General features: G+C 72.7%; 17 protein-coding genes. 6 read left to right on the top strand and 11 right to left on the bottom strand.

What is annotated here, in order from left to right; all coding sequences use genetic code 11:
* Positions 1 to 69 precede the first annotated feature (69 nt).
* Positions 70 to 669, bottom strand: coding sequence for a DinB family protein (locus tag ACQ614_RS37450; protein ID WP_431683604.1), 600 nt, complete (start codon positions 667 to 669; stop codon positions 70 to 72).
* A gap of 164 nt (positions 670 to 833) precedes the next feature.
* On the opposite strand from ACQ614_RS37450, the gene ACQ614_RS37445 reads away from it, so the two are divergent.
* Positions 834 to 1,592, top strand: a complete 759-nt coding sequence (locus ACQ614_RS37445; RefSeq protein ID WP_431683603.1) for an ABC transporter ATP-binding protein — start codon at positions 834 to 836, stop codon at positions 1,590 to 1,592.
* Entirely contained in the window at positions 1,589 to 3,286 is a 1,698-nt protein-coding gene (locus tag ACQ614_RS37440) for a hypothetical protein (protein WP_431683602.1), read from the top strand. The genes ACQ614_RS37445 and ACQ614_RS37440 overlap by 4 nt, the downstream gene beginning before the upstream one ends.
* Positions 3,287 to 3,307: 21 nt before the next feature.
* On the opposite strand, the gene ACQ614_RS37435 is transcribed toward ACQ614_RS37440, so the two are convergent.
* The 7 genes from ACQ614_RS37435 to ACQ614_RS37405 form a co-directional block, all read right to left on the bottom strand.
* Positions 3,308 to 3,883 carry a TetR/AcrR family transcriptional regulator gene (locus ACQ614_RS37435; RefSeq protein ID WP_431683601.1) on the bottom strand — a complete coding sequence of 192 codons (576 nt, stop codon included), beginning with the start codon at positions 3,881 to 3,883 and terminating at the stop codon, positions 3,308 to 3,310.
* Positions 3,884 to 3,983: 100 nt separating this feature from the next.
* Positions 3,984 to 4,904 carry an MBL fold metallo-hydrolase gene (locus ACQ614_RS37430; RefSeq protein ID WP_431683600.1) on the bottom strand — a complete coding sequence of 307 codons (921 nt, stop codon included), beginning with the start codon at positions 4,902 to 4,904 and terminating at the stop codon, positions 3,984 to 3,986.
* A 108-nt stretch (positions 4,905 to 5,012) separates the two neighbouring features.
* Positions 5,013 to 5,405 carry a hypothetical protein gene (locus ACQ614_RS37425; RefSeq protein ID WP_431683599.1) on the bottom strand — a complete coding sequence of 131 codons (393 nt, stop codon included), beginning with the start codon at positions 5,403 to 5,405 and terminating at the stop codon, positions 5,013 to 5,015.
* A 177-nt stretch (positions 5,406 to 5,582) separates the two neighbouring features.
* A complete protein-coding gene (locus ACQ614_RS37420; protein ID WP_431683598.1) occupies positions 5,583 to 6,827 on the bottom strand; it encodes a MalY/PatB family protein in 1,245 nt (414 codons plus the stop codon).
* Positions 6,828 to 7,056: 229 nt separating this feature from the next.
* On the bottom strand, positions 7,057 to 7,818 hold the full coding sequence (locus ACQ614_RS37415; protein ID WP_431683597.1) for an SDR family NAD(P)-dependent oxidoreductase: 762 nt from the start codon (positions 7,816 to 7,818) through the stop codon (positions 7,057 to 7,059).
* A 249-nt stretch (positions 7,819 to 8,067) separates the two neighbouring features.
* Positions 8,068 to 8,637, bottom strand: coding sequence for a TetR/AcrR family transcriptional regulator (locus tag ACQ614_RS37410; RefSeq protein ID WP_431683596.1), 570 nt, complete (start codon positions 8,635 to 8,637; stop codon positions 8,068 to 8,070).
* 29 nt (positions 8,638 to 8,666) lie between these two features.
* Positions 8,667 to 9,203, bottom strand: a complete 537-nt coding sequence (locus tag ACQ614_RS37405; protein ID WP_431683595.1) for a type 1 glutamine amidotransferase domain-containing protein — start codon at positions 9,201 to 9,203, stop codon at positions 8,667 to 8,669.
* Between the two features lie 122 nt (positions 9,204 to 9,325).
* Between ACQ614_RS37405 and ACQ614_RS37400 the strand changes: the two genes are divergently transcribed.
* Both ACQ614_RS37400 and ACQ614_RS37395 read left to right on the top strand, forming a co-directional pair.
* Positions 9,326 to 10,246 carry a LysR family transcriptional regulator gene (locus ACQ614_RS37400; protein ID WP_431683594.1) on the top strand — a complete coding sequence of 307 codons (921 nt, stop codon included), beginning with the start codon at positions 9,326 to 9,328 and terminating at the stop codon, positions 10,244 to 10,246.
* Positions 10,247 to 10,719: 473 nt separating this feature from the next.
* On the top strand, positions 10,720 to 11,664 hold the full coding sequence (locus tag ACQ614_RS37395; protein WP_431683593.1) for a cyclase family protein: 945 nt from the start codon (positions 10,720 to 10,722) through the stop codon (positions 11,662 to 11,664).
* A gap of 7 nt (positions 11,665 to 11,671) precedes the next feature.
* Here ACQ614_RS37395 and cydB read toward each other — a convergent pair whose 3' ends face one another.
* On the bottom strand, positions 11,672 to 12,682 hold the full coding sequence (gene cydB / locus ACQ614_RS37390; protein WP_431683592.1) for a cytochrome d ubiquinol oxidase subunit II: 1,011 nt from the start codon (positions 12,680 to 12,682) through the stop codon (positions 11,672 to 11,674).
* 26 nt (positions 12,683 to 12,708) lie between these two features.
* Entirely contained in the window at positions 12,709 to 14,091 is a 1,383-nt protein-coding gene (locus tag ACQ614_RS37385) for a cytochrome ubiquinol oxidase subunit I (protein ID WP_431683591.1), read from the bottom strand.
* A gap of 317 nt (positions 14,092 to 14,408) precedes the next feature.
* On the opposite strand from ACQ614_RS37385, the gene ACQ614_RS37380 reads away from it, so the two are divergent.
* Both ACQ614_RS37380 and zwf read left to right on the top strand, forming a co-directional pair.
* Positions 14,409 to 15,989: a GMC oxidoreductase gene (locus ACQ614_RS37380; RefSeq protein ID WP_431683590.1), complete on the top strand. Its 1,581-nt coding sequence runs from the start codon at positions 14,409 to 14,411 to the stop codon at positions 15,987 to 15,989.
* Between the two features lie 46 nt (positions 15,990 to 16,035).
* Positions 16,036 to 17,412: a glucose-6-phosphate dehydrogenase gene (gene zwf / locus ACQ614_RS37375; RefSeq protein ID WP_431683589.1), complete on the top strand. Its 1,377-nt coding sequence runs from the start codon at positions 16,036 to 16,038 to the stop codon at positions 17,410 to 17,412.
* Positions 17,413 to 17,480: 68 nt separating this feature from the next.
* On the opposite strand, the gene ACQ614_RS37370 is transcribed toward zwf, so the two are convergent.
* The gene (locus ACQ614_RS37370; protein WP_431683588.1) at positions 17,481 to 17,732 is read right to left on the bottom strand and encodes a hypothetical protein; all 252 of its coding nucleotides are present in this window, start codon (positions 17,730 to 17,732) and stop codon (positions 17,481 to 17,483) included.
* Between the last annotated feature and the right edge of the window lie 28 nt (positions 17,733 to 17,760).

Raw genomic sequence — 17,760 nt, 5'->3', positions numbered from 1 at the left:
ACGCCGCCCGCCTCGGCCGAGGCGGGCGGCGGCCGGTGACGGGCCGGGGGGCACGGCGGCCGTATCCCCTCACGGGCGGGCCCGGCGGGCCTGTTCGGCCGTGTGCTGCAGGCGGGTGCGGTACTCCTCCCACCAGGCCGGGTCGTCCGATGCCATGCCGGTGTTGTTCTCGTTCATCCCCACGGCGCCGTCGAGGAGTTCGCGGAGGATGTCGGCGTGGCCGGCGTGCCGGTGGGTGTCGGCGATCACCCGTACCAGGGCGTGGTTCAGGGTCACTTCGTTCGCGTGGCTCGGCCACCACGGCACCTTGCCGACCGCGTCGAGCGGGAGTGCCTCGACGGTGGCGTCGGTGTGCGCCCAGGCCCTGCGGTAGCGCTCGACGATGTACTCGCGCGATTCGTCGGCGGTGGCCCACATGTGGGCGTTGGGTTCGGAGCCGTCGCCGAACAGGGGCCCCGGCTCGCCGGAGGGGCGGCCGAAGGCGTCGCCCAGGTAGCCGAATTCGGCGCAGCCCGCATGCTTGACCAGGCCCAGGAGGTTGGTGCCGGTGGGCGTCAGCGGGCGGCGGATGTCGTACTCCGAGAGCCCGTCGAGCTTCCACAGCAGGGCGTCGCGGGCGTACTGCAGATAGCGCCGGAGGTCGGTCTTGGGATCGTCCGGTGGAGTCATGACGGTCAGTCTGCCGCCCGGGCCGTCCCGGTTCACTTCGTTTTCGACCGGCCCTTCGGCGGCCGCGGCCCCCGCCGATCGACGGGTACGGACGCCCGCGGTCGGCGGGCCCGCGGGACCGGTCGGTAGGGTGATCCGACCGATCGTCGAGAGGTACCGCCCACATGTCCGAGAACCCGGCCGAACCGCGCTCCGCCACAAGGACGGCACTGCTCCGACTGACCGGGGTGAGCCGCTCGTACGGCGACCGGGAGGTGCTGCGCCCGGTGGACCTCGCGGTCGCCGCCGGCGAGTGCGTGGCGCTGGTCGGCCACAACGGGTCGGGCAAGTCGACGCTGCTGCGGATCGCGGCGGGCCGCGACCTGCCGACCGCGGGCACCGTCCGGTTCGACGGCCTGGCGATGGACGAGAACGATCCCCGGATCAGGGCCCGGGTGGCGGTCGTCGGCGACACGGTCGCCTGCTACCCGGATCTCACGGTCCGTGAGCACCTGCTGCTGGTCGCCGTCGCGCACGGTGTCGCCGGTGCCGCGGAGTGGGTCCGGCAGGTGCTGGAGGACCGGATGCTCGCCGAGCGGGCCGACGCGCTGACCTCGGCCCTCTCCTCCGGGCAGATGCAGTCCCTGCTGCTGGCCTGCGCCCTCGTCCGCCCGCGGGACCTGCTGCTGCTCGACGAGCCCGAGCAGCGCCTCGACCCCGGTGCCCGCCGGCGCCTCGCCGACCTGCTCAAGGCCGAACTCGCGGACGGCGTGGCGGTGCTGCTGGTCACGCACGACGCCGGGCTCGCCCTGGCGGTGGCCGACCGGGTGGTGGTGCTGGAGGAGGGCGCGGTCGTCCGGCAGGGCGTCCCCGAGGAGGTCCTGCCCGCCGAAGCCGCCAACGCGGCCGGAGGCGGCCCGGCCGTGTCGGCGGGTGCCCGGTGAGCGCCGTGGAGGAGACGGTCGACGGTGCGCCGGCCGAATGGACGGCGGACGACGACTGGACGGACGAGGCACTGGCCCTGCTGCGCACCCTGCGCGCACCGCACCGCTTCAACCGGGCCCGGCAGGCGGCCTACGTGCTCTACTGCACGGTGCTCGTCCTGGTCGTCTGGGGCGGTGTGCCGAGCTTCGGCCTGTTCGTACAGGCCTCGATGGGCGCCGACTACACCGCGCACGGGCCCGCACTGCTGGCGGCCATGCCGAGCGGGATCGCGGCCGTCGGGCTGGCCACGCTGCTGCTCGCCGTCCGCGACGGGCTCTGGCGCGGGCCGGTCGTGCCGCCGCGGGCGACCGTCGACTGGCTGCTGGCCCACCCGGTCCGCCCCCGGCCGGTGCTGCGGCCCTGGTTCTGGCTGTCCTGCGGGCTGGCCCTGTTCCCCGGCCTGGTGGCCGCCGCGGGTGCCGTGGTCGTGCTCGGGCTGACCGTACGGACCGGGCTGCCCGCCACCCTCGGCTGGTGCCTCGCCGGCGGTGTCTGCCTGCCGCTGCTGGGCGTCTGCGCCGCACTGGCCGTGCAGCGGAGCGGACGGGCGGCCCGCCTGGCGCGCCGCCTCACCCCGTACGCCACCGTGCTGGTCCTGGCTCTCGCCGTGCAGAGCGCCCTGGCCGCCGCGGGGCACTCCGTCCACTGGCTGGAGCGGGTGGTGCTGTGGTCCGGCCCGTGGGGCTGGGCGGGGATCGCCGCACTGGCCCCGACGCCGGCCGCCGTTCCGGGAGCCTGGGCGGCAGCCGTGCTGCTGGTCGTCTCGACCGCGGTGTGCCTGGTCCACGCCGACCGGGCCGCCGCCACGGTGTCACTGACCGTCCTGCGGGAGCGGGCCAGGAACGCCGCCGGTGTGCTCGCCGCCCTGCGGACGATCGAACCGCGCGCCGCGCGGCTGGCCGTGAACGCGGCCTCCGGCGGCGACCGCCGGCTGAACGTCCGCCTGCCGGCGCCCCGCCGGGCCTGGCTCGTCGTGTACTGGCGGGATGCGCTCGCCCTGCTCCGCTCGCCCGCCCGGCTCGGCCGCGCGGTGCTGCTGACCGTCCCGGCGCTGCTGTGTGCCGTACCCGCCCGCGGTGTTCCGGGCGCCCAGGCCTCGACCGCCACCGCCGTCGCCATGGTCTTCGGCTACCTGGCCGTCGCCCAGCTCCTCGAACCGGCCCGGATCGAGACGGACGACGTACGCCGGTCCTTCTGGACGCCCTACCCGTTCGCCGGCCTGATGCTGCGCCATGCCGTCGTCCCCACCGTGCTCGGCGTGCTGCTCGCCGCAGCCGGGAGCACCGTGGCCGTCCTCTGCGGCGCAGGCCCGGCGGCCTGGCTCGCCCCGGTTGCCGTCCCGCCGCTGGTCGGCGCAGCGCTGGTGAACGCCTGCCGGGGTGCGGCCCGCCGCGACCTGCTCTACCGCCCGGCCCGGGCGACCGGCAGCGGCGCGAACAACGTCCTGTCCTTCACCGCCTGGTACTCGGCGGGCCCGGCCGTGGCCGTGCCGCTGCTGGCCCTGTCGTTCTCCCCCGCCCTGCGCCACTGGACACCCGGGGCCTTCACCCAGGCAGCGGTGATCAGCGCCGTGGCCGCACTCGCCTTCCACTGGTGGGCCCGCTCCAGGGCCACCCGGCTCCCCGCCCAGGCCCGCCCGGCCCGAAGCAGCTGAGGGCCGGGGGCGGCAGGTGGGTCAGCCGGCGGGTGCGGCGGGTACCTCCAGCGCCTCCTGGACGAGCCGGTGGGCGTAGGGGGGTTCGAGGCCGTCGGGGCGGAACAGGATGCGGTACGTCATGGGTGCCACGATCCGGTCGAGGAGGGTCTCGACGTCCGGGGCGGGTTCGCCGCGCTGGGCCGCGCGGTCGAGCACGATCTGGAGCTGTTCCGCGGCGTAGGCAGAGCAGCGGCCGGCGTTGTCGCCGTCCGGGTCGCCGAGCAGGGCGTCGCGGACGTAGGACCGGCCTGCCGGGGAGGCCATCTCCTCGAGGAACTGCTCGGCCCAGTGCTGCAGGTCGGCCGCGAGTGAGCCGTGGTCCTCGGGCGGGGCGTCGGGGCGCAGGTGCTCGACGGCCACGTCGGACAGCAGTTCCTGCAGGTCGCCCCAGCGGCGGTAGACCGTCGACGGGGTGACGCCCGCCCGGGCGGCGACCAGGGGGACGGTCAGCGCCGAACGGCCCACCTCGGCGTCCAGTTCACGCACGGCGGTGTGGACGGCCTCCTGCACCCGGGCGCTCCGGCCGCCGGGGCGCACCATCGGTCTGCGGCTCATGGGACCATCCTAAAAGCAAATTTCGTGCGTCAGCCGAGTGCTGGCCCACCTACGAAAAGCACCCACGAAACCGACTCGAGGACGGGAGGGTGGGGCGTGGTCATGCCCGCCCGGCGGGGACGGGCTCGAGGCGGTAGGCCGCGCCGTCGCGGCGCACCAGGCCCGCGGTGGGCGGCGGGAAGTGGCTGCCGAGGAGCAGCGTGTCGGTGTCGGCGAGGGCGGCGAGGAGTTCGCGACGGGTCGCCCGGGCCTGCTCCGGGTCGATGTCGACGTGGCTGTGGATGTCGGGCGCGGCGAGCTGCACGGGGTGGTGGATGCAGTCGCCGGTGATCAGGGCCGCACTGCCGCCGCTGCCCAACCGGACGGCGACCTGGCCGGGGGTGTGACCCGGGGCGGGTACGAGGGTGACGCCGGGGGCGATCTCCAGGCCTTCCGCGGGCACGTCGACCGGATCGAGCAGCCCGCGGTCGTGGACGGGATGGACGGAGTCGCGGAACATCTGCCGGCGGGGCTCCTCCATGTCCATGGACGCCCAGTAGTCCCACTCGGTGCGGCTGGTGAGGTGGCGGGCGTTGGGGAAGGTGGGCTCCCAGGCGCCGTCCTGGAGGCGGGTGTTCCAGCCGACGTGGTCGGTGTGCAGGTGGGTGAGGACGACCAGGTCCACGGTCTCCGGGGAGAACCCGGCCCGCTCCAGGCGCTGCAGGTAGTCGGTGTCGAGGCGGTGCCAGGCGGGGTTGGCGCGGTCCTTGCCGTTGCCGATGCCGGTGTCGACGAGAATCCGCAGCCCGCCCGCATCCAGGGCGAAGGTGTGGCTGGCCAGGCGCAGGACGCGGTCGGCGCCGGCGAAGTCGGGCTGCAGCCAGGGGGCGGCGGAGACCGTCTCGGGCGTGGCGCCGGGCAGCAGCCAGGGGCCGGTCTGCGGCGGCAGTTCGACCTCGTCGATCCGGCGGACGACGAACTCCCCCACCGTCCAGGCCGGGATCGGGGTCTGCGGTGCAGGGGCGGTCCGCTGCGAGGACATGGCGATCCTTCCGACGGTGGAGCATGCGCTAACGCTCTGATGTTGCATTAACGGTAATCCTGGTGCGCCACTAACGCAAAGATTCAGCGATAGGACTTCGCAGGCTGCTCACCGCCGCCGAAGGGGCCGTGGAGTCGAACACTCCGCGCCGGCACGGTCCCGGGGGCCGGCCAGGCGGTCGAGTTCGTGCATCATCGCCTGCATGGCCGAGATGTAGTCGCGGAAGGCGGCGATCATCGTCCGGTCGTCGCCGGACACGTGGTCGATCGCATCCAGTGCGGCACGCAGTGCATCGACTTCGGCGACCAGTCCGACGAGGTGGGGGACCTCCCACGCCTGCATGCTGCCGCGGTGCACCCGCGAGGCGTAGCCCGCGACATGGCCGTCCAGTGTCAGCAGGTCCGAGTTCCAGTCCCGCAGGGCCTCCAGCGCCGGGTAGGGCGGGTACGGCATGCTCCGGAATCCGGCGAATGCGTCCTCGAACCTGCTTCGGTCGGTCATGCCGGGCCACGGTCCCTCTCGTGCTGGTGCGAGTCACTGGCCCTACCCGCCGGTAACATCAACTCCCCATGATGGCGTCCCCGGTCGCCGCGGGACACCCGCCGAACGGCCGCACCGGCACCCGCCACAGGACGGGCAGACCGACCCGCCCGCCCCCGGCCCCCGGCCGGCCCGCCGTCAGAGGGCCTGCACCGCGCGGCCCATCCTGGCGAGTGCCTCGCGGAGGACGGCCGGCGAGGTCGCGAAGTTCAGCCGGACGCATCCCGCCCCACCGGTGCCGAAGACGTGCCCGGAGCTGAGCGCGACCCGGGCCTCGTCCAGGAACATCCTCGCCGGCCCGGCCAGGTCGCTCACCACACCGGACCCCTCGGCGGGCCCGTCCTCGTGCAGACCGAGGTGCGTGCAGTCCAGCCAGGCGAGGTAGGTGCCCTCGGGCGGGAGGTACCGCACGCCGGGCAGGTGCTCCTCGACGAGCCGGCCCAGCAGGGTCCGGTTGGCGGAGAGTCCGGCCAGCAGGTCGTCGAGCCACTGCGTGCCGTCGCGGAAGGCCGCCGTGTGGGCGATGATCCCCAGGTGGCTGGGGCCGTGGCCGACCTCCTCCGGCATGCGGCGCAGGTCACCGGCCGCCTCCGGACCGGCGACGGCCAGGGCCGCCTTGAGACCGGCCAGGTTCCAGGCCTTGGAGGCGGAGGTCAGGGCGAAAGCGTTCTCGCCGCCCGGGACGCTGAGGAACGGGGTGAACACCGCCCCGGGCAGCACCAGCGGGGCGTGGATCTCGTCGGAGACCACCCGCACACCGTGTTCGCGTGCCAGCGCCGCCACCGCCTCGAGCTCCGCACGGGTGTGCACGGTGCCGGTGGGGTTGTGCGGGTTGCTCATCAGGAACGCGGCCCGTCGGCCGCGGCGCCGCGCCCGCACGAAGGCCTCGTCCAGGGCGGCGAGGTCCATGCGGCCGTCGGGGCCGAGCGGCGCCTCGATCACCTCGCGGCCGTCGTGGGCGACGAACGCGTAGAACGGCGGGTACACCGGCGAACAGACGACGACCGCGTCCCCGGGACCCGTCACCAGGCGCAGCGTCTCGACGATGCCCAGCATGACGTCCGGCACGAGGGCCGTGTTCTCGACCCGCAGGCCGTCCCACTTCCACCGTTCGGCGGCGAATCCGGCCAGGGCCTCCGCATAGGCCGTCCCGTGCGGGTACCCCGTGTCGCCGAGGTCGACGGCCGCACGCAGCGCCTCCGCCACGGCGGGCGCCAGTGGGACGTCCATCTCCGCCACCCACAGCGGGAGGACGTCCTCCGGGTGCACACGCCACTTCATGCTGGTGCGCTGCCGGAGCTGCGCCAGCGAGAGCCGGACGAGCGGGTCCGTCCGTCCGGCGTCCGCAGCATCGGTGGGCGGCTCGTTCGTGGGTCCGGTCACGCGGCACTCCCCTGCCCGGGTCTGTGGTGGCGGTGGCGCGCCTCACGGCGCCACCCCTTCACCTTCCCCATGGGCCGGGTACGGAACACCCGGGCGACCCGAGGGCCGGTCAGGACCGCTGCGCCGCCCCGTCCGGAACGAGAGTGCCCTGGTGGTAGTACATCCGCCAGCCGCAGCCGTCGTCCAGGCTGCGGATCCGCAGGAACAGGCCGTAGTACGGGCTTCGCACTCAGACCTGCTCGGTGGGGCGCACGAGCAGTTCGTTGACGGCCACGTGCCGGGGGCGGGTGACGATGTAGCCGATGGCGTCGGCGATGTCCTCGCCCTGGAGGCGCTCGATGTCGCCCAGGGCGGAGGCGATGTACTGCTGAACCACATCCGGGTTGTGGGTGCGCAGTTCGGTGTCGACGCTGCCCGGCTCGACGACGGAAACGCGGACATGCCGGCGTGCCAGTTCCTGGCGCAGCGATTCGGTGAAGGCTCCGACGCCGAACTTGGTGGCGCAGTACGCGGCGGACATGGCGAAGGCGCTGCGGCCGGCGAGGGAGCCGATGTTGACGATGTCGGCGACCTGGCGGGGGCCCTGGCCGGCCGCCTTGAGCAGGTGGGGAACGGCCGCGTGGGCGGTGTACATCAGGCCCATGAGGTTGATGTCGACCATGCGCCGCCAGTCGTCCGGGTTCGCGTCGGGGGCGGGCCCGAGCAGCATGAGGCCGGCGTTGTTGACCAGGATGTCCAGGCGGCCCAGGCCCTCGACGGTGCGGGAGACCGCTTCCGCAGCAGCCTGGGCGTCGGTGATGTCGGCGGGTACGACCAGCGCCTGTCCGCCGGCGCCGGTGATCTCCGTTGCGAGATCGGTGAGCCGGTCCTCACGCCGGCCCACCACGGCCACGGACGCGCCCCTGCGGGCGAGCTCCAGCGCAGTGGCGCGGCCGATTCCGCTGGAGGCCCCGGTGACCAGGGCGGCGGTTCCTTCAAGACGACGCGTCATGGTTCAGCCTTTCGAACGCCCGCGCTGCTGCGGGTCGTGACGGATGGGAGATCGATGGTCCTTGGGATCGCCGTACAGAGCTGGACGCTGCTCAAGGCCGGGCCGCGGGCACAAAGGTAAGTGCGCCCGGTCGGGCAGATCGGCAACGCCACGCGTGTCGGGATCACGATGGGCGAGGGCCGCCGGCCTGCGAGGCGTCCGCCGGGACCGGTTCCCCGACCGGACGGGAGGCAGGGCGGATCCGGCGGCTCATTCCGGACATGTCAGTGCTCCGGGTGGGGGGTGCGGGTCGGTGGACGCAGCCCGTCGGACGGGTCGCAGCAGGCCGTCGATGACGGCCTCGGCGGCCGGCTGCATCAGGTGGGCCTGGTGGGGTGGGCTTTCGAAGCCGCGCACCACGGTCAGGCAGATGTCGGCTGCGTCCCGGGGGCGGTCGGTGCCCGCCTGCTCGAAGACTTCGGTCAGGAGGGTGCGGAGGTGGGCGGTGAAGGCGGTGCAGATGTCGCCGCACAAGCGGGTTCGGGCATCCAGCAGTTCGGCGACGTGCGGGGAGTCCCTGAGCACCAGTACGAGATCCAGCTTGGCTGTGAGGATCCCCAGGGCCCGTTGCTCGGCGGTGGCGTCGGTGCGGTCGGCCGCGGCTTGTGCCGCGTCGAGCGCTCGGCGGTGCAGGCGCTCGGCGAGCAGCCGGAACGCCTGGTCCTTGTTGCGGACGTAGGTGTAGAGGCTCGACCGGGACAGGCCCGTACGCTGGGCGATGTCGTCCATCGTGGTCCGGCGCACCCCGTACAGCAGCAAACACTCGTAGGTGGAGTCCAAGACCGCCGAGAGTCGGTCGGCGGACATCGTCAGCCCAGCTGCCTGAGCAGTTCGACTGCGAGCGGGCCGGACGACATCGGGTTCTGGCCGGTGAGAAGGTTGCCGTGGACGACCACGTTCGGCGTCCACGGGGAAGCGACCTGCACGTCCGCGCCGATGTCCTCGAGCCGGTCCTCCAGCAGCCAGATCGCCTTGGCGGCCAGGCCGCCCTGGCGTTCCTCCTCGTTGGAGAAGGCTGTGATCTTCCGGCCGGCGAAGGCAGAGGTGCCGTCCGCGCGGTTGGCGGCCAGGTCGACCTCCTCCAGCTTCAGCGGCGCCGCCAGGGCGGAAATCCCGGCCGGTTCGGGAGCAACGTCGCGGCCGCCGTTGACCTCCGGTGCCAGGCTGCCCGGGTCGGCGGCCGGGACCACCCCGCCCGGTGTGGCGAGGACGACTTCGTGGCCCGCTTCGGTGAACACCTTGTACGGGGTGAGCAGTTCCTCGGCCCAGAAGCCGGTCGGATGCCGGGTGCCGTCATTGAGCGTCCAGTGGGTCGCACCGGTCACTACAAAAAGAAGCTTGGACATCAGGGTCTCCTTGCCATATGCCGTGGACCGGCAGTTCGACGTTCCACGCTCGGATCGTCGATCCGCCGGTGCGTCCACGACGCTAGGCCCCATAGTCACGCCCAGCAAATAGACTCTTCTATGTGATCGATAAGAAATCCAATGGGTCGCTGGACCTGGCGCAGCTGCGCACCTTCCTGGCCGTCTACCGCGCCGGTTCCCTGACCGCCGCGGCGCGGCTCGTCGGTCTGACCCAGCCGACGGTGACGACCCAGCTGCGAGCCCTCGAAGACCACATGGGCCGCCAGCTCTTCGAGCGCCTGCCCCGCGGCGTGACGCCGACCCCCGCCGCCGACGACCTGGCCGCCCGGCTCGCCGCTCCCATGGACGCCCTGGAGGCGATCACCGGCGGCGCCCTCGACGAGGCGGCGCCGGAGCCTCCGGTACTCCTCGGCGGGCCCGCGGAGTTCCTCGCCGCCGTCGTCGTCCCGAGCCTCGGCCCACTCCTGGACAAGGGTGTCCGGCTCCGCGTCACCACCGGCCTTTCAGAAGACCTCCTCGCGGGGCTCCGCACCGGCCGCTACGACCTCGTCGTCTCCACGATCCGCCCCCGCGGCCGGGCCCTGACCTCCGAACCTCTCGCCGACGAGGACTTCGTGCTGGTCGCCACCCCCGACTGGACCGACAAAATCGACCACGACCTCCTCACCCGTGACGGGCCCGCCGCCCTGGCCGACATCCCCCTCATCTCGTACGCCGACGACCTGCCCATTCTCCGCCGCTACTGGCGACACGTCTTCGACACCCGCCTGGTCGCCGAACCCGCCCTGGTCATCCCCGACCTCCGAGCCGTCAAAGCCGCCGCCCTCGCGGGTCTCGGCGCCACCGTCCTGCCCCGCTACCTGTGCACCACGGAAATCGCCAACGGTTCGCTCCGGCTACTGCTTGACCCCGAGGACGCCCCCATCAACACGGGCTTCCTCGCCCAGCGCAGCGGCGCCCACCCCCTCCCCCACGTCACCCTCGTCCGTGACCACCTCCTCCAGGTCGCACGCTCCTGCTGATCCGCAGGACCTCGAACTCCCCTCCCCGCCGGGTTGTGCCCGGGCAGCGGCCACCAGGAGCACGCCGCTCCGGGCTCGAAGCACTGTCGCGACAGGATCGGGGCAGCAATCGGCCACGGGCAGCCCGTCTTCCCGGAAGCCCCCGGCCCGCGCGGTGACCGTCGGCGCCTTCGGCCACCACCCGGCCTGCGGGCCGTTCCCGCGGCGCAGGCGCGGCCGCGCAGCAGGCTGAACCCCCGCCGGAGGAACCGTCCGGCCGGAGATCCCGGCGGCGGGCTCCGGCTCTCGGGCCGCGGAGCGCTCGGCCGGGCGGGCGATGTCGGATGCGGTAGCGGCCGCGGGTGCCGGGTGGTCGCGGCCGGGCCGGTTAGGTTTTCCCCTCGGGCCGTCGGCGGAGTGTGTCCGCCCGGCCGTGGCGCATCGACGGCGGCCGCGGCCCTCGGCGGCACCCTGGACCGGAAGCGGGGCTCCTGATGACCGACCGCCGTGCCTTCCCTGCCCTGCCCGCGCTCGGTGCGGACGAGTTCCGCGCGCTGCACGAGCGGGTCCGGCGCCCGGTGGGTGGCGGAGGTGCGGGGCGGGGCGCCCTGGAGCTGATCACGCCGGAGCGGGTGGTGGCGGCGGCGCGGGAGGTCCGTTCGGGGCGGCGGGTGAGTCTTGCGTCGCCGGTGGAGACCGTGCGCGGGCCCGACAATCCGGAGCCGGCCGGGCACCGGATGACGGGGGCCGTGGCCGGGAGCGTCGCCGGCGGGCTGGACTTCGCCCGGGACCACTTCGACATGAACGTGCACGGCGATGCGGACAGTCACCTCGACGCCCTGTGCCATGTGGTGTGGCACGGCACGCTGTTCGGCGGGAGGAGCACGGACGGGCTGACTGCGGACGGTGCCGCGGAGCTGTCCGTCGCGCTGGCCGGTGACGGGATCGTGGGCCGCGGCGTGCTGCTGGACATCCCGCGGCTGCACGGCGTGCCCTGGCTGGAGCCGGGCGAGCAGGTCGGGGCGGCGGAGCTGGCGGCGGCCGAGGCCGCCCAGGGCGTCCGGGTGGGGGCCGGCGATCTGCTGTTCGTCCGGGTCGGGCACCGGCGGCGCAGGGACGAGCGCGGGCCGTGGCGAGCCGCGGAGGCGCGGGCCGGGCTGCATCCGACGGCGGTGGAGTTCCTGGCCGACCGGCAGGTCGCGGTGCTCGGCAGCGACGGCAACAACGACGCCGCCCCGAGTACGACCGAGGGCGTCGCCTTCCCCGTGCACGTGCTCGCCGTGCACGCGATGGGCCTGCACCTGCTGGACTACCTGCAGTTCGAGGACCTGGCACCGTTGTGCGAGCAGGAGCGCCGCTGGTCCTTCCTGTGCGTGATCGCCCCGCTGCGGCTGCCCGCAGCGACCGGCTCCCCCGTCAATCCGGTCGCCGTCCTCTGACCGTCGGTCACTCGGCGACGGGGTGGGCGAACTGGTCGGCGGAGATACGGCGACGGAAGACGTGGTACGTCCAGCCCTGGTAGGCGAGCACCAGGGGGAAGAAGACGACGGCGACGACGCTGGTGACCTTCAGGGCGTATTCGCCGGCGGCGCTGTTCCGGACGGTCAGATCGAAGGCCGAGTTCGTGGTGGAGACCATCAGCCGGGGGTAGAGGTCGACGAAGAGGCCGAGGACGGTGGTGGCAACGGTGGCGGTGGTGGCCGCGAAGGCCCAGCCGTCGTGGCCGCGGACCACCAGGAAGGCTGCGGCGATCACTGCCATCACCGCGAGGAGCTGGGGGATGTTCGGCAGCACGCCCTTGCCCGCCGTGGAGTGCGTCCAGGGCAGGAAGGCCAGCAGGACCGGCGCGGTGACCAGGGCGATCGGGCGGGCCAGCCCGGCGGCCCGGTGGCGGACGTCGCCGGTGGTCCTGAGGGCGATGAAGGTGGCGCCGTGCATCAGGCACAGCAGGACGAAGGTGATGCCGGCGAAGACCGCGTAGCCCGAGAAGATGTCGCCGAGGTCGCCGGTGAACTCCTGGCTCCCGTCGATCGGAACGCCGTGCAGCAGGGCACCGAGGGCGATGCCGAGAAGCAGCGGGACGAGGAGGCTGCCGCAGATCAGCAGGATGTCCCAGGTGCTGCGCCAGCGTGCGCTGTCGACCTTGCCGCGGAATTCGAAGGACACCCCGCGGACGATCAGGCCGACCAGCAGGACGACCAGGGCGGGGTAGTAGGAGGAGAACATGGTGGCGTACCAGCCGGGGAAGGCGGCGAACATGGCGGCGGCGGCGACGATCAGCCAGACCTCGTTGCCGTCCCACAGGGGGCCGATGGTGTTGAGGGCGGCTCGGCGGCCGGCCTCGTCGCGGGCGACGGCGGTGTGCAGCATGCCGACGCCGAGGTCGAAGCCCTCCAGGACGAAGAAGCCGGCCCACAGGACGGCGATGAGGATGAACCAGAAGGTGGCGAGGGCCATCGGGCGGTCCCAGGGGTGGCGTGGTGTCAGTAGGACAGTGCCGGTACGGGCGTGTCCTCGGCGGGCGGTGGTGCGAGTTCCTTGCGCGCGTAGCGGGTGATCAGGAAGGCGGCGACGACGGCCAGGGCGGCGTACAGGAGGAAGAAGGCGACGAGGCTGGCGGCGACGGTGGCGGTGGAGACGGACGGGGAGACGCCGTTGCTGGTGAGCTGGATGCCCTGGACGATCCACGGCTGGCGGCCGCTCTCGGTGAGGAGCCAGCCCGCGGTGTTCATCAGGAACGGCAGCGGGGAGATCCAGACGGCGGCGCGGCAGAACCACTTGGCGGAGCTGAGCCGTTTGCGCCACAGCAGCCAGATCCCCCACAGGCCGACCAGCAGGACGACGACGGCGAGGTAGGCCATGATGCGCATCGACCAGTACTGGATGAAGACGTTGGGGACGTAGTCGCCGGGCCCGTACTGCTGCTCGTACTGGCTCTGGACGGCGTTCAGGCCGAGGACCTGGCCGTTCCAGTGGTTGGTGGCCAGCAGGGACAGCAGGTGCGGAATTTCGATGATCTTCGTGGGGGTCTCGTCGTTCTTGCCGCCGCCGATCTGGAACAGCGAGAAGGAGCAGGGCTGGCAGGTGTCCCACTGGGCCTCGGCGGCGGCGATCTTCATGGGCTGGTACTTGCCCTCGGTGACGCCGAGTTCGCTGCCGACGAGCATGGCCACCATGATCACGGGGACGAGGACGGTCAGGGCGAGGCGGGCGGAGGCGTGGAAGGCGAGCGGGGCGGCGCCCTTGCGCAGCTGCCAGGCGGAGACGGCGAGCATCACGACGCAGCCGGTGACCAGCGAGGCGAGCAGGACGTGCAGATAGCCCCGGAGGAAGACGGGGTTGGTGAAGAGCTTCCAGATGTCGTTGAGCTCCGGCCGGCCGGTGGACGGGTCGATGGTGTAGCCGACGGGGTGCTGCATCCAGGAGTTGGCGGCCATGATGAAGGCGGCGGACAGCATGCCGCCTAGGGCGACCATCCAGATGGTGGCCAGGTGGACGCGCTTGGGCAGCCGGTCCCAGCCGAACAGCCACAGGCCGAGGAAGGTCGACTCGAGGAAGAACGCGGCCAGGCCCTCCATGGCCAGCGGCGCGCCGAACACGTCGCCGACGGTGCGCGCGTAGGCCGACCAGTCCATGCCGAACTGGAACTCCTGGACGAGGCCGGTGACCACGCCCACCGCGATGCCGATCACCAGGATGGTGCCGAAGAACCGGGTGAGCTGGAGGAGTTCGGGGCGCCCGGTGCGGTGCCAGGCGGTCTGCAGCAGTGCGGTCAGGAAGCCGAGCCCGATCGTGACCGGCACGAACAGGAAGTGGTAGATCGACGTCATGGCGAACTGCAGCCTTGCGAGATCCAACTGGCTCATGCGGCTCCGGCTCCCATCGCGGACGTTCCGGCCCAGTGAAGCACCGGGCGGCCGCGCGGCCCGGCAGGACGTGGCACCGCTGGTCCGAACGAGTGCCCGCAGCCCGAGGGCCGGCGGACTCGGCACGGATGCCCCCAGGAGGTGCTCCGCGTCCTGAGGTGCCGCCCGACCGGGCGCGTTGTAGCTTGCACGTGACAGGCCTCCCGAGGGATGGCCGCAGGCGCAGGATCCCGGCACCGGCCGGCCGCCGCCTGTGCGGGGCACGGGCGCGGACAGCGCGGCCCGGGGCAGGCACCGACTCCCAGAATGGACACTCCGTGGCTGGCGAGCAGCACTACGACGTCGTGGTCATCGGCACCGGTGCGGGCGGCGGCACCCTGGCGCACCGCCTGGCGTCGACCGGCAAACGCATCCTGATGCTGGAACGCGGCGACTACCTCCCCCGCGAGCGGGACAACTGGAGTTCGACGGCGGTGTTCGTGAAGGGCCGCTACCGGGCTCCGGAGTACTGGTACGACAAGGACGGCAACGCCTTCCCGCCGGAGGTCAACTACTACGTCGGCGGGAACACCAAGTTCTACGGCGCGGCGCTGTTCCGGCTGCGGCCGGAGGACTTCCGGGAGATGCGCCACCACGGCGGGATCTCCCCGGCCTGGCCGATCGACTACGGCGACCTGGAGCCGTACTACAGCCGGGCCGAGCAGCTCTACCGGGTGCACGGGCGGCACGGCGAGGACCCGACCGGGGGCCCGGCGAGCGAGCAGTACCCGTTCCCGCCGGTCGAGCACGAGCCGCGCATCCAGCAGCTGAGCGACGACCTGGAGAAGCACGGCCTGCACCCCTTCCACCTGCCGATCGGCGTGGATCTGATCCAGGACGCCGACGGGCGGGCGACGCACACCAGTGCCTGCATCCGCTGCGACCGGGTGGACGGCTTCCCCTGCCTGCTGGGGGCGAAGTCCGACGCCCAGGTGATCTGCGTGGACCCGGCGCTCGAGCACGACAACGTCACCCTGGTCACCGGTGCGAACGTGCGCAGGCTGGAGACCGATCCCGCCGGGCGCACCGTCACCGCGGTGGTCGCCGAGCTCGCCGACGGCAGTACGGCACGTTTCTCCGGCGACGTGGTGGTGGTCTCCTGCGGCGCCGTCAACTCGGCCCTGCTGCTGCTGCGGTCCGCGAACGACCGGCATCCGGACGGCCTGGCCAACAGCTCGGGCGTGGTCGGCCGCCACTACATGCGGCACAACAACCTGGCGCTGATGGCGGTGTCCAAGGAGCCCAATCCGACGGCCTTCCAGAAGACGCTGGCGCTGCACGACTGGTACCTGGGCGCGGACGACTGGGACTATCCGCTGGGCGGCATCCAGATGCTGGGCAAGTCCGACGCCGAGCAGATCCACGGCGAGGCGCCGCGCTGGGCCGGTGCGGTCTCCCCCGACATGCCGTTCGAGGTGCTCGCGCACCACGCGGTGGACTTCTGGCTGTGCGGCGAGGACCTGCCGGACCCGGACAACCGGGTCACCCTGGACGCCGACGGCAACGTGCGCCTCGCGCTCGACGAGAAGAACAACACGGCGGGGCTGAAGCGGCTGCGGCACAAGCTCCAGGGGATGCTCGGCCGGCTCGGCATGCACGAGCACCACCTGCTGTCGCACAGCATCTACCTGCACAAGGGCATGCCCATCGGGGCCACCGCCCACCAGGCCGGCACCGTCCGGTTCGGCACCGACCCGGCGAGTTCCGCACTGGACGTCGACTGCAAGGCCCACGACCTGGACAACCTGTACGTCGTCGACACGGCCTTCTTCCCGAGCATCGGCGCGGTCAACCCGTCCCTGACGGCGATCGCCAACGCCCTGCGGGTCGGCGACCGGATCGCCGACCGGCTGCGCTGACCGTCCACCGGACGGCCGACCCGTCCACTCCACAGGAGGAGCGGAGATGACGACACGACAGACGGACGCCCTGGTGATCTTCGGTGCGACCGGGGACCTCGCCAAGCTCGAGACCTTCCCCGCCCTGGTCGGGCTCGTCGAGCGCGGTGTGCTCGACGTCCCGGTGGTGGGCGTCGCCAAGGCCGGCTGGGGGCTGGAGCAGTTCCGCGCCTACGCCAGGGCCTCGCTCACGCTCAACGGCATGGACCCGGACAGTCCGGCGGCGACCAGGCTGATGGGCCTGCTGCGCTACGTCGACGGCGACCTCGACGACGACGCCACCTACGCCGCGATGTCCGAGGCCATGGGGACGGGGCAGCGGTCACTGTTCTACTTGGAGGTACCGCCGCCGCTGTTCGGGCGGATCGCCCGCGGCATCGCCTCGGTCGGCCGGGCCGAGGGCGCCGGCATCATGGTCGAGAAGCCCTTCGGCACGGACCTCGAGAGTGCCCGCGAGCTGAACGCCACCATGCACCAGTACTTCGCGGAGGACTCGATCTACCGCGTCGACCACTGGCTGGGCCTCGACCCGGTGGAGAACGTGCTGTTCGCCAGGTTCGCGAACTCGGTGATCGAGCCGCTGCTCAACCGCACCCACGTCGAGAGCATCCAGATCACCATGGCGGAGGCGTTCGACGTGTCCGACCGCGGCCGGTTCTACGACCGCACCGGCGCCGTGCGGGACGTCGTCCAGAACCACATGCTGCAGGTGCTGGCCACCGTGCTCGCCGACCCGCCGGCCGGCCAGGGCCTGCAGGCCTGGCGCGACTCCAAGGCACACATCGTCTCCTCGCTGCGCCCGCTCACCCCCGAGCACATCGTGCGCGGCCAGTACGAGGGGTACCGGGACGTCGAGGGCGTGGCCCCGGACTCCGAGGTCGAGACGTACGCCGCGATCCGGCTGGCCTGCGATTCGTGGCGGTGGGCGGACGTGCCGATCGTCATCCGGGCCGGCAAGTGCATGCCGGTGACGGCCACCGAGGTGAACATCCGGTTCCGCCGCGCGCCGCACGACGTGTTCGGCCTGCGGCCGGCGCCGGCCACCAACACGCTGCGCTTCCGGGTCTGGCCGGAGACCCAGGTGGCGCTGACCCTCGCCGGCAAGAAGCCCGGCGGCGGGTGGGAGGCCAAGCACGAGGAGCTGTCCTTCAGCGAGCTGCCCGGCTCGGACATGCGGCCCTACGACCGGCTGATCGGTGCCGCCCTCGACGGCGACCGGTGGCTGTTCGCCCGGCAGGACACCGTCGAGGCGGCATGGCGGGTGGTCGACCCGGTGCTCGGCGATGCGGCGCCCGTCCACCCGTACGCCAAGGGCACCTGGGGACCCAAGGAGGCCGACGCCCTGCTGCCGAACGGCGACGTCTGGCAGGACCCGGCGGGCTGACCGTGCAGCGGGTGCCTGCAAGGCGTGGGCCGGCCACCCGTCCGCCGTGGACGGGTGGCCGGCCGGTGTCATGCGCCGCGCAGCAGGCGGGTGACCGCCAGCGGGTCCTCCCCCAGGGCCACCAGGCGCTCGCCGAGGCGCCTGATCTGCGCGTCCTTCTCGTTGTCGAGGGCGGCCACGTTCGCCAGCGCGGTGCGGGCGCCGTGCTCGGCCCCGCCCTCGAACACCCGCCGTACGAAGTCCTCGGCCGCCCGGCGGTCCAGGCCTCCGGTCAGGGCGAGCAGCTCGTCGACGTAGATCTCGGCGGATTCGAACTCCATGGCTTCATCAAACCGCCGTGGCAGCGCC

It is taken from the genome of Kitasatospora dryopteridis (genome assembly GCF_050749075.1).
Taxonomy (GTDB): domain Bacteria; phylum Actinomycetota; class Actinomycetes; order Streptomycetales; family Streptomycetaceae; genus Kitasatospora.
The sequence above is the reverse complement of the archived record's forward strand: the minus strand, read 5'-3'. Positions and strand labels throughout refer to the sequence as shown.

What these genes read in the sequence shown, in the direction of transcription:
- ACQ614_RS37445 (WP_431683603.1), top strand. Translation starts at nt 834, where the DNA reads ATGTCCGAGAACCCGGCCGAACCGCGCTCCGCCACAAGGACGGCACTG.
- cydB (WP_431683592.1), bottom strand. Translation starts at nt 12,682, where the DNA reads ATGGCCCTCGCCACCTTCTGGTTCATCCTCATCGCCGTCCTGTGGGCC.
- ACQ614_RS37450 (WP_431683604.1), bottom strand. Translation starts at nt 669, where the DNA reads ATGACTCCACCGGACGATCCCAAGACCGACCTCCGGCGCTATCTGCAG.
- zwf (WP_431683589.1), top strand. Translation starts at nt 16,036, where the DNA reads ATGACGACACGACAGACGGACGCCCTGGTGATCTTCGGTGCGACCGGG.
- ACQ614_RS37435 (WP_431683601.1), bottom strand. Translation starts at nt 3,883, where the DNA reads ATGAGCCGCAGACCGATGGTGCGCCCCGGCGGCCGGAGCGCCCGGGTG.
- ACQ614_RS37425 (WP_431683599.1), bottom strand. Translation starts at nt 5,405, where the DNA reads ATGACCGACCGAAGCAGGTTCGAGGACGCATTCGCCGGATTCCGGAGC.
- ACQ614_RS37395 (WP_431683593.1), top strand. Translation starts at nt 10,720, where the DNA reads ATGACCGACCGCCGTGCCTTCCCTGCCCTGCCCGCGCTCGGTGCGGAC.
- ACQ614_RS37430 (WP_431683600.1), bottom strand. Translation starts at nt 4,904, where the DNA reads ATGTCCTCGCAGCGGACCGCCCCTGCACCGCAGACCCCGATCCCGGCC.
- ACQ614_RS37385 (WP_431683591.1), bottom strand. Translation starts at nt 14,091, where the DNA reads ATGAGCCAGTTGGATCTCGCAAGGCTGCAGTTCGCCATGACGTCGATC.
- ACQ614_RS37415 (WP_431683597.1), bottom strand. Translation starts at nt 7,818, where the DNA reads ATGACGCGTCGTCTTGAAGGAACCGCCGCCCTGGTCACCGGGGCCTCC.
- ACQ614_RS37405 (WP_431683595.1), bottom strand. Translation starts at nt 9,203, where the DNA reads ATGTCCAAGCTTCTTTTTGTAGTGACCGGTGCGACCCACTGGACGCTC.
- ACQ614_RS37370 (WP_431683588.1), bottom strand. Translation starts at nt 17,732, where the DNA reads ATGGAGTTCGAATCCGCCGAGATCTACGTCGACGAGCTGCTCGCCCTG.